Below are 9936 nucleotides of genomic sequence, written 5' to 3' on the forward strand. Positions count from 1 at the left end.
AATGTGCTGCGGGCGTACGCCGATGGCCACTTTACTCGATGGAAAACGGATCTGGGCAGAAAAGAATCTGAACCAGATGTAATCTGACAGACACCTGTATAAATAATCGGTAACTGTCAGATCAGGTCTGAGCTAGTACATATGATGCTTACCATCTGGAGCAGTTTGATACCGTATCGGTCAGCGGGTATTTCTCTACCCAGCCTGACATCAATGCTGCCATCGCCAAAGCCGCTAAAGAGAAGAATGCCGCCTCTTTCTTTATCGTGCGCCAGGTCGATATCAACAGCACTGGCACTAACCAGAAGACCACCGCTTATGTCTATAAAGCCGATACGCCGAAACGTGTGGTGCAGAGCACTGATGTGATCCCCGCTGACTCTGACGCGGGCCGCGCAGCCCTAGCTGCAGGTGGTGAAGCGGCGGCTAAAGTGGAAATCCCCGGAGTTGCCATGTCTGGCAGCCCTAGCCGTAACGTGGGTAATTTCTACGAAACGCAGACATCTAAAGGCGGACGCTATACGGTGAATTTGGACGATGGCAAAAGTATTCAGGAATTAAACAAGGCCACCGCAGCACAGATGAGCCCCTTCGACTCCATCACCTTCCGTGGCAACTTCAACGGAACGACAGATGTGTCAGAAGCCGTGGCAAAACGTGCCGCAGACAAGGGTGCCAAGTACTACCACATTACCAAGCAGTGGTTTAACAAAGGCAGCAATATGACCATCAGCGCGGATCTGTATAAATAACCGCGTGTTGTAATTTTTTACTGAAGTGCAGATTCCCATACCAAAAGTCACTTTACACCTTGTCATCCCCGGCGAAAGCCGGAGAGCTCTGTGAGAATAAATGCGTTTCTTCTGCACGAAATTCCAGCTTTCGCGGGAATGACTATGGTAGGCGAGAATCGGCTTTTAGAGCGGATAATTAAACGCGAATAATCAGTTGTTGGTATCCAGTTCCGGGAACTGTTTGACCAGATCATCAATCGCTTTAATTTGCTGCAAGAAGGGTTCCAGCTTATTCAGCGGCAATGCAGACGGACCGTCGCATTTCGCGTTGGCCGGTTCCGGATGTGCTTCAATAAACAACCCCGCCAAACCAACCGCCATGCCTGCTCGTGCCAGCTCAGTGACCTGACCACGACGACCACCGGAGGCCGCACCGAAAGGATCGCGACATTGCAATGCGTGAGTCACGTCAAAAATCACCGGGCAGCCGCCAGACACCTGCTTCATGACGCTGAAACCCAACATATCCACCACCAGGTTGTCATAACCAAAGTTGCTGCCACGATCGCACAAAATTACCTGCTCGTTGCCACCTTCCTTGAACTTGTCAACGATATTGCCGATTTGTCCTGGGCTGATAAACTGCGGTTTTTTCACGTTGATCACCGCGCCGGTTTTCGCCATAGCCTCAACCAGATCGGTTTGACGCGCCAAAAATGCCGGTAGCTGGATCACATCCACCACATCGGCGACGGTCTGCGCCTGCTGTGCTTCGTGCACATCCGTTATCACCTTCACACCGAAGGTCTGTTTCAGTTCCTGGAAGATCTTCATGCCCTCTTCCAGACCCGGCCCACGATAAGAGTGAATGGAGGAGCGGTTAGCCTTGTCGAAGGAGGCCTTGAACACGTAGGGAATGCCCAGTTTTTGCGTTACGGTGACGTAATGTTCACAAATACGCATGGAGAGATCGCGCGATTCAAGCACATTCATACCGCCAAACAGGACAAAAGGCGCGTCGTTGGCAACAGGAATATCACCAACCTTGACCACTTTGTTCTTCATGCTGTTACCTTATCGGAGTGATTAACATTAAAAAAATGCGTTAGTGCAATACAATATGTTTTTGCTCTATCGAGTGAATTTGCACTTTGATCATTTCACTGACCGGATCTTCAGGGCACTGTTCCACGAAGTAGCTTAAATCAGACACCGCGATATGGTCGCAGTCCAATTGTGCATAGATCAAGCCGCGATCGCGAACTTCATAAGGGTCTTCCGGATCGAATTGCAGCACGGCTTCACTGGCCCGCAGCGCAAGTTCCATCTGCTTCTCTTCCATCAGCGCCACTTTTAACGTATCAAGCAATTTGCGTACAATCAGCACGTTTTCCGCTTCGTCCAGATCTTCATCCATCAGTTGCGTAGACGGGCCAATGTTACCTTTAAGCCACACATCCAGTACATGTTCGCTCAGGGTATCGCCATTGAGCGGATTGATGAGCCACATCTCGTTATCCATCCAGTCCGCGCGCAGGATCAACTGCGTCGGGAAAATCACCGGCATCATGGGAAGATCCAAGGCGTGAGCGATATGCAGGAACACAATTCCCAGCGATACTGGCATTCCCTGACGGGATTCCAGCACCTTATCTAACCACAGCGCATCCGATAAACGGTAAACGCCACTGGCACCGCCAAATCCCCAGGTGTGGTAAAAAAGCATCAACAACATATCCAGTTGCTGATCCTGATCCAGATCGCGGGGAATGGTTTTACGCGCTTCATCAACCAACTGTTGCAGTTTCTTGCGTACATTCAGGGCGGAGAAGTCACTTCGCACTCTCTGTGAAACTAAAATAACTCCTTCACTTAACGGCGACTGATTGAATTCAAAATCCGCAATAGAACTCATAGTTATTCCATCAGAAATGCGAGTTTAGTGATTGCTGCCTGTGCAATCAGAAAGAAACACACCAAAGCAAGGGTAAACGCTACCCAACGCAGACTCAGGCTGCGTTTGCGTCGACCCAGCGCGATGTGTCCCAGTAAAATGTAAATGATAACGCCAAACAGCTTCGCCGTCAGCCAGCTTTCTTGCACAGAGAAAGGATAAAAGCGATTGATAACGATCAGTGAAATACCGCTCGCTAACAGTAGAGTATCGTTAATGTGCGGCACTACCCTGACCCAGCGCTGTTGCAACGCGGGAGAGTGGCGGCACAGCCAATAAAAACGTGTCACAAACAGGCAAATCGTTACAACAGCGGTAAGCACGTGCATCGTGAGAACAACGGCGTGGTACGACATCAGGCATCTCCCTCTGCCGCAGGCCACTGCCCCAGCGTCACGCGCTCGTTACCACCATAATCGCGGCAGGTGGCAACCTGCTCAAAACCGCGCTGTTGCAGCAACTGCCGCACTGGTTTACCTTGCTGCCAACCGTGCTCTAACAGTAACCAGCCCGTATTTTTCAAATGTTGCGGAGCCTGTTGGATAATCCAGCGCAAATCAGCCAGTCCACCTTCGGCAGCCACCAGTGCGCTGAGCGGTTCAAAGCGCACGTCCCCTTCACACAGGTGGATATCTTCGGCATCGATATAAGGCGGGTTGCTGACAATCACGGGAAAACGCGTGGGCGCGACCGGTTCAAACCAATTACCATGCAGAAATTGCACATTGTGCAATTGCAATGTCGCCGCATTGCGTTGTGCCAATGTCACCGCGTCTTGCTGAACGTCAACCCCGGTCACGGTGCAATCCGGGCGTTCGCTCGCCAAAGCCAGCGCGATCGCCCCGGTTCCAGTGCCCAAATCCAGCACCGTCGGAGCACTGAACTGCGCCATGCACTGCAACGCTTGTTCCACCAGGCACTCAGTGTCTCGACGTGGAATCAGCGTTGCCGGGGAGACAGCCAGTGGCAGAGACCAAAATTCACGTGCGCCCGTCAAATAAGCCACTGGCTCACCATTGATGCGACGGGCCAGCAGCGCCGACAGGCGCTGAAGCTGAGCGTCATCAAGCAAGGTTTCGCCAAACGCCAGCAAAAACGTGCGCCCTTTGCCCGTAACATGTTCCAGCAGAATTTCTGCGTCACGCTTCGGGCTTTCACTGTGGGTCAGCTGATGTAGCGCCGTTGCCACCCAAGTGCGGTAATCCATTATTCCTGCTCAGACAGCGCAGCCAACTGATCGGCCTGATACTCTTGCATCACGGGTTGGATCAGCATATCCATCTTGCCTTCCATCGCTTCATCCAATCGGTAAAGCGTCAGGTTAATGCGGTGATCGGTCACGCGCCCCTGCGGGAAGTTATACGTGCGGATACGATCGTAACGGTCGCCGCTGCCCAACAGGTTACGACGCGTCGATGCTTCTTCCTGCTGACGTTTTTGCACTTCTGCTGCGCGTATACGTGAAACCAGCACCGACATGGCCTTCGCCTTGTTTTTGTGTTGGGAACGCTCATCCTGACATTCGACCACAATCCCGGTCGATAAGTGGGTGATACGAATGGCTGAGTCGGTGGTGTTAACGTGCTGACCACCGGCACCGGAAGAACGGAAGGTATCAATACGCAAATCCGCCGGATTGATATCGGGGGTTTCCGCTTCGGGCACCTCGGGCATTACCGCGACCGTACAGGCTGAGGTGTGAATACGCCCCTGCGATTCTGTGGCAGGCACGCGCTGCACGCGGTGGCCGCCCGACTCAAATTTCAACTGTCCATAAACACCATCGCCACTCACTTTGGCGATCACCTCTTTATAGCCGCCATGCTCACCGTCGCTGGCACTCATGATTTCCACTCGCCAGCGGCGCGATTCAGCATAACGGCTGTACATGCGAAACAAATCGCCCGCAAACAGTGCGGCCTCATCACCGCCGGTGCCTGCACGCACTTCAAGGAAGCAACCGCGCTCATCTTCCGGATCTTTCGGCAATAACAGCACCTGAAGCTGCTGTTCCAGCGCCTCACCGTCAATCTTCAGTTGTTTTAATTCTTCTTGCGCCATATCGCGCATTTCCGCATCGTCCAGCATCAATTCTGCGGTTTCACTGTCTTCTTGCACCTGCTGCCAACGTTGAAAACAGCGCGTGATGTCCGCCAACTGGGCATATTCGCGAGATAACGCCCGAAAGCGCTCCATATCGGAGATAACGCTCGGCTCACCCAGCAGGGTTCGTACTTCCTCGTGACGTTCTTGTAACGCTTCCAGTTTGGCAACAATAGAAGGCTTCATGTGTGCGGTTAATTCCTGTCAACTAAGAATGGAGGGGTGCTAGTCCAGCCCAAGGCTGTCGCGTAAAATATGTAATCGGTTCAAATCGCCATCGCGGGCAGCCTGCTGCAACGCGGCGGTAGGCGCATGAATGAGGCGGTTAGTGAGACGCGAGGTTAACGCGTCCAGCACCGCTTCGACGTCATTGCCTTGCTGAATGGCTGCAAGCGCTTTCGCCGTCATTTCCGCGCGAATCGCATCTGCCTGTGAACGGTATTCTCGAATGTTTTCCACCGCAGATTGCGCACGCAACCAGGCCATAAAATCGGCAGATTCTTGCTGCACGATGGATTCAGCCTGCACCGCTGCGGCCTGACGTTGCGCCATGTTGTGCTGAATGATGGCATGCAAATCGTCCACGCTATATAGATAAACGTTGGGTAACTTACCAACTTCCGGCTCGATATCGCGCGGCACGGCGATATCCACCATAAGCATTGGCTGGTTACGTCGAGCTTTCAGCGTCCTTTCCATCATGCCTTTTCCAATAATCGGCAGCGTACTCGCGGTGGAGCTGAGCACGATATTGGCCTGCGCCAGATAGTCGTCCAGTTCGCCCAGCGTTATCACTTCAGCGCCCACTTCTGCGGCAAGGACTTGCGCGCGTTCGCGGGTGCGATTGGCAATCACCATGCGTTTCACCTGATGTTCGCGTAAATGGCGCGCCACCAGTTCAATAGTTTCTCCCGCACCGACCAGCAGCACGGTAACACCCACCAGTGATTCAAAAATCTGCCGCGCCAACGCACAGGCAGCAAACGCCACCGACACCGCACTGGCGCCGATATCCGTCTCCGTGCGCACTCGTTTTGCCACTGAGAACGAACGCTGGAACAAGCGTTCCAGCTCGCTGGAGAGAGAGTGACCGCGTTGGGATTCGGCAAAGGCTTTTTTTACCTGCCCAAGAATTTGCGGCTCGCCCAGCACCAACGAATCCAATCCGCTGGCAACACGCATCAGGTGGTTAACCGCCGCGTTATCCTGATGCCAGTAGAGGCTGTTTTTCAGTTCATCAGGGTTCAGGTGGTGGAACTGGCACAGCCAGTCGACCACCTGTTCGCGTTGGTTCTCCCGCTCATCGACACTGAGATACAGTTCAGTACGATTGCAGGTAGACAGCACAACCCCACCCTGCACCAACTGCTGCGCAAGCAGGCTGTGCAAAGCATCCCCCAGCGCATCAGGGGAAAACGCGATACGTTCCCTGAGTGATACTGGAGCGGTTTTGTGGTTGATGCCAAGCGCAAGCAGGGTCATTGGGTCATTCTTGAATAAATGCCGTCAAGAGTAATGCCGACATTAGTATGGTCTTCGAGTAGGGGCATTCTACTTGATGCTGCGCAGCATGAAAAGCGACGCTGCGCGAAGTACCTCTATTGGCGTAGTTGATATTGCGTGCCGCATTCCTTTTTCACTGTCAAACATTGCAGCTGGGCATCGCTTGCAACGCATGGCACACTGTATACATTCGACATGATGACGGGGTTTCTCTACCCTTAATAGGATATATGCAACATGTTAAGTCACACCTCCCGCGCGTTACGGATCCTGCCTTTAGCAAGCTTGCTGCTGACTGCTTGTACGTTAACCAAGCCCTCTGGTCCTAGTGCAACGTCGGATTCGCCGGCCTGGTTACAACATAAGCAGCAGGTGCAACAATTGAGCCAGTATCAGACACGTGGCGCATTTGCCTATCTCTCCGATAGCAAGAAACTTTCGGCCAACTTTTTCTGGCATGAGTCTTCCATGCAACGCTACCGTCTGCTGCTGACCAATCCGTTCGGCGGGACAGAACTGGAACTGCGCGCGCAGCCCGATGGCATTCAAATCACCGATGTGCAAGGTAAACGTTATATCGGCAAAGATGCCGATTACATGCTGTCCCAACTGACCGGGATGCGTATTCCATTGAACAATCTGCGCCAGTGGATGATTGGCCTGCCGGGAGATGCGCAGCAGTTTACGCTGGATGAGCACGCGCGGCTCAGTACGGCAACGCTGGTACAAAACGGCTTGACGTGGGAAGTGAAATACCTCGGTTACGATGATAGCGTCACGCCCCCCCTACCCAACGCCCTGGAACTGACGCAAGGCGAGCAACGCATCAAGCTGAAAATGAATAACTGGACGGTGCAATAAGCATGAGCGATGCGGCACAACTGACGCACTGGCCATCTCCGGCCAAACTCAACCTGTTTCTGTATATCACCGGTCAACGCGCCGACGGGTATCACCTGCTGCAAACGCTGTTTCAGTTTCTGGATTATGGCGACACGGTAGACATCCGATTACGCAACGACGGCATTATCCAGCTACTCACCCCGCTGCCCGGCGTGCCTGACGACACCAATCTGGCCGTACGCGCGGCACGCTTGTTACAGGCCTACAGACAGGAGCAGGGGCGCACACTGATCCATAACGGTGCTGACATCGCTATCGATAAACGCCTGCCAATGGGCGGCGGTCTGGGCGGCGGATCTTCCAACGCGGCTACGGTGCTGGTTGCGTTGAATCATCTGTGGCAATGTGGCCTTGATGAGGACACGCTGGCGCAGTTGGGATTACGACTAGGCGCAGATGTACCGGTGTTTGTACGCGGGCATGCCGCTTTCGCCGAAGGCGTTGGTGAGATACTGACACCCGCCTCACCAACGGAAAAATGGTATCTGGTAGTACATCCCGGCGTCACCATTCCGACCCCGCTGGTGTTTAGCGATCCGGACTTACCACGCGACACACCGGTACGCACATTAGATGCGCTACAAAAACAGACCTTCGTCAATGATTGTGAATCTACCGTAAGAAAACGTTTTCGCGAGGTTGAACAGCGACTTTCTTGGCTGCTAGAATACGCACCGGCGCGCCTGACAGGAACGGGAGCTTGTGTGTTTGCCGAATTCGACACCGAATTCGCCGCTCGTCAGGTGCTTGACCAGGCCCAGGAAACGCTGAACGGTTTTGTTGCGCGTGGCGTGAACACCTCGCCGCTGCACCGTGTGCTTTCCGGGCAACGTTAAGCGTTGAAAACATTTTTACCCCGTATGGCGGGTTTATGCCTTAAGTTCAACGCTTAACTCATACACCCGTATTCATATTTTACCTGCTGCCTCGCAACGCCCTCGAGACACCGGGTACAATATTTCTCTGGACGCAAGCCTGAGGTTCTTCTCGTGCCTGATATGAAGCTTTTTGCTGGTAACGCTATCCCCAAACTAGCGCAACGTATTGCCGACCGTTTATACACCAGCCTGGGAGACGCCGCTGTAGGTCGCTTTAGCGACGGTGAAGTCAGCGTGCAAGTCAATGAAAACGTTCGTGGTGGCGACATTTTCATCATCCAGTCCACCTGTGCACCAACCAATGACAACCTGATGGAACTGGTTGTGATGGTCGATGCTCTACGCCGCGCGTCAGCGGGACGTATTACCGCCGTTATCCCCTATTTCGGCTATGCTCGTCAGGACCGCCGTGTGCGTTCTGCGCGTGTACCGATCACCGCCAAAGTGGTCGCTGACTTTCTGTCAAGCGTAGGGGTTGACCGTGTCCTGACCGTGGACCTGCACGCAGAACAGATTCAAGGCTTCTTCGACGTTCCGGTCGATAACGTTTTCGGCAGCCCAATTCTGCTGGAAGACATGTTGCAGCAGAATCTGGAAAACCCGATTGTGGTTTCTCCGGATATCGGTGGTGTTGTGCGTGCACGTGCCATTGCTAAACTGCTGAACGACACTGACATGGCGATCATCGACAAACGTCGTCCGCGCGCCAACGTCTCTCAAATGATGAACATCATCGGTGATGTCGCAGGGCGCGACTGCATTCTGGTCGACGACATGATCGATACCGGTGGCACACTGTGCAAAGCGGCAGAAGCATTAAAAGAACGCGGTGCCAAACGAGTCTTTGCTTATGCCACTCACCCGATTTTCTCCGGCAATGCGTATGAAAACATCAAGAATTCGGTGATTGATGAAGTTATCGTCTGCGATACCATTCCACTGTCGGAAAATATCAAAGCACAGCCTAACGTGCGCACACTGACACTTTCGGGCATGCTGGCGGAAGCTATTCGTCGCATCAGCAACGAAGAGTCTATTTCTGCCATGTTTGAACATTAATCAACAGCGTCCATTTCTGTTGTCAACAAAACGCCACCCTAGGGTGGCGTTTTTTATTTCTCGTGGATATGGTCACGTATTGCACATAATATCGTTTGGCGTGTCAATAATATTGCCTGCGAACAATGGCGATAATTATTTACGGGGTCAACTACATCGCAGGAGGAATATAATCAGCACGCAAAGCGGGGACTATCTGCAAGCAGAAAAAATATCCTGACGCCTGCCGAACAAGCAGGCGTCTGGTATCATCAGGAATGATGTTGCTGACGGCGGCAGCGTTTATCAAAATGCTTTACCCACCAATAGCGATCAGCGACGGCTTCACGGCCGCCAATGAGTGCCCCAACCAGCCAGGTCATGGCACCAGCGAAAATTGCCATTAGGTCGAAATAGGTAAAGTAGGCGGGCAAGTTCAGCTCAGGTAATTGACTGATAATGGTGAAGGCGATACCCCCGACCATTAACACCATACCGATGCCTATAAATACGTTGCCCAGCATGACAGCATTTTTGCGTTTCATCTGTCACCTCCTGTAAGGGTCAGGTAAAATACGTGACCGTTCTGAAAAATTAAAATGCTACGTAACCGTCCTTGTTCTGATGTAATTATAGACGCTGTAGGCAATAAGGTATTGCGTAGGCGATCACAGGTAAGCAAGTGGGCTTTGTTGAATAATAGGTAATCATGCTGTTTTTCCATGCCAGTTTTGGTTGAAAATGCTTGTCATCTCAGCTGTACACTTTTCTCATGAGGCCTAACTGCATGATTTTACGTTGCGAGGATCCGTCGTTTCACTGG

The 9936-nt window shown here is 52.6% G+C and carries 10 protein-coding genes and 1 pseudogene; 4 read left to right on the forward strand and 7 right to left on the reverse strand.

Going from position 1 to position 9936, the window contains the following annotated elements:
• Positions 1-143: 143 nt before the first annotated feature.
• A pseudogene (locus tag QZ506_RS11355) lies at positions 144-752 on the forward strand (YdgH/BhsA/McbA-like domain containing protein); the annotation flags it as partial.
• 192 nt (positions 753-944) lie between these two features.
• On the opposite strand, the gene kdsA reads toward QZ506_RS11355, so the two are convergent.
• The 6 genes from kdsA to hemA are packed head-to-tail and all read right to left on the reverse strand — an operon-like array spanning position 945 to position 6273.
• The gene (gene kdsA, locus QZ506_RS11360; RefSeq protein ID WP_291971145.1) at positions 945-1799 is read right to left on the reverse strand and encodes a 3-deoxy-8-phosphooctulonate synthase; all 855 of its coding nucleotides are present in this window, start codon (positions 1797-1799) and stop codon (positions 945-947) included.
• A gap of 40 nt (positions 1800-1839) precedes the next feature.
• Positions 1840-2649, reverse strand: a complete 810-nt coding sequence (sirB1, locus tag QZ506_RS11365) for an invasion regulator SirB1 (RefSeq protein ID WP_291971147.1) — start codon at positions 2647-2649, stop codon at positions 1840-1842.
• Between the two features lie 2 nt (positions 2650-2651).
• Positions 2652-3044 carry a SirB2 family protein gene (locus tag QZ506_RS11370; protein ID WP_291971149.1) on the reverse strand — a complete coding sequence of 131 codons (393 nt, stop codon included), beginning with the start codon at positions 3042-3044 and terminating at the stop codon, positions 2652-2654.
• Positions 3044-3895: a peptide chain release factor N(5)-glutamine methyltransferase gene (gene prmC / locus QZ506_RS11375; RefSeq protein WP_291971151.1), complete on the reverse strand. Its 852-nt coding sequence runs from the start codon at positions 3893-3895 to the stop codon at positions 3044-3046. Before prmC ends, QZ506_RS11370 begins: the two co-directional genes overlap by 1 nt.
• Positions 3895-4977 (reverse strand): peptide chain release factor 1, encoded by a 1083-nt coding sequence (gene prfA, locus QZ506_RS11380; protein ID WP_291971153.1) that lies wholly within the window; start codon positions 4975-4977, stop codon positions 3895-3897. The genes prmC and prfA overlap by 1 nt, the downstream gene beginning before the upstream one ends.
• 39 nt (positions 4978-5016) lie before the next feature.
• Positions 5017-6273, reverse strand: a complete 1257-nt coding sequence (gene hemA, locus QZ506_RS11385) for a glutamyl-tRNA reductase (protein WP_291971154.1) — start codon at positions 6271-6273, stop codon at positions 5017-5019.
• 258 nt (positions 6274-6531) lie between these two features.
• Between hemA and lolB the strand changes: the two genes are divergently transcribed.
• The 3 genes from lolB (at position 6532) to prs (ending at position 9134) form a co-directional block, all read left to right on the forward strand.
• A complete protein-coding gene (gene lolB, locus QZ506_RS11390; protein ID WP_291971156.1) occupies positions 6532-7155 on the forward strand; it encodes a lipoprotein insertase outer membrane protein LolB in 624 nt (207 codons plus the stop codon).
• A gap of 2 nt (positions 7156-7157) precedes the next feature.
• The gene (ispE, locus tag QZ506_RS11395; RefSeq protein ID WP_291971158.1) at positions 7158-8033 is read left to right on the forward strand and encodes a 4-(cytidine 5'-diphospho)-2-C-methyl-D-erythritol kinase; all 876 of its coding nucleotides are present in this window, start codon (positions 7158-7160) and stop codon (positions 8031-8033) included.
• A 153-nt stretch (positions 8034-8186) separates the two neighbouring features.
• The gene (prs, locus tag QZ506_RS11400; protein WP_291971160.1) at positions 8187-9134 is read left to right on the forward strand and encodes a ribose-phosphate diphosphokinase; all 948 of its coding nucleotides are present in this window, start codon (positions 8187-8189) and stop codon (positions 9132-9134) included.
• A gap of 251 nt (positions 9135-9385) precedes the next feature.
• Here the strand turns inward: prs and ychH are convergent, their stop codons facing one another.
• Positions 9386-9658: a stress-induced protein YchH gene (ychH, locus tag QZ506_RS11405; protein ID WP_291971162.1), complete on the reverse strand. Its 273-nt coding sequence runs from the start codon at positions 9656-9658 to the stop codon at positions 9386-9388.
• Between the last annotated feature and the right edge of the window lie 278 nt (positions 9659-9936).

The organism is Candidatus Symbiopectobacterium sp. (assembly GCF_020054415.1).
Classification (GTDB): domain Bacteria; phylum Pseudomonadota; class Gammaproteobacteria; order Enterobacterales; family Enterobacteriaceae; genus Symbiopectobacterium.

What these genes read in the sequence shown, in the direction of transcription:
- kdsA (WP_291971145.1), bottom strand. Translation starts at nt 1,799, where the DNA reads ATGAAGAACAAAGTGGTCAAGGTTGGTGATATTCCTGTTGCCAACGAC.
- sirB1 (WP_291971147.1), bottom strand. Translation starts at nt 2,649, where the DNA reads ATGAGTTCTATTGCGGATTTTGAATTCAATCAGTCGCCGTTAAGTGAA.
- QZ506_RS11370 (WP_291971149.1), bottom strand. Translation starts at nt 3,044, where the DNA reads ATGTCGTACCACGCCGTTGTTCTCACGATGCACGTGCTTACCGCTGTT.
- prmC (WP_291971151.1), bottom strand. Translation starts at nt 3,895, where the DNA reads ATGGATTACCGCACTTGGGTGGCAACGGCGCTACATCAGCTGACCCAC.
- prfA (WP_291971153.1), bottom strand. Translation starts at nt 4,977, where the DNA reads ATGAAGCCTTCTATTGTTGCCAAACTGGAAGCGTTACAAGAACGTCAC.
- hemA (WP_291971154.1), bottom strand. Translation starts at nt 6,273, where the DNA reads ATGACCCTGCTTGCGCTTGGCATCAACCACAAAACCGCTCCAGTATCA.
- lolB (WP_291971156.1), top strand. Translation starts at nt 6,532, where the DNA reads ATGTTAAGTCACACCTCCCGCGCGTTACGGATCCTGCCTTTAGCAAGC.
- ispE (WP_291971158.1), top strand. Translation starts at nt 7,158, where the DNA reads ATGAGCGATGCGGCACAACTGACGCACTGGCCATCTCCGGCCAAACTC.
- ychH (WP_291971162.1), bottom strand. Translation starts at nt 9,658, where the DNA reads ATGAAACGCAAAAATGCTGTCATGCTGGGCAACGTATTTATAGGCATC.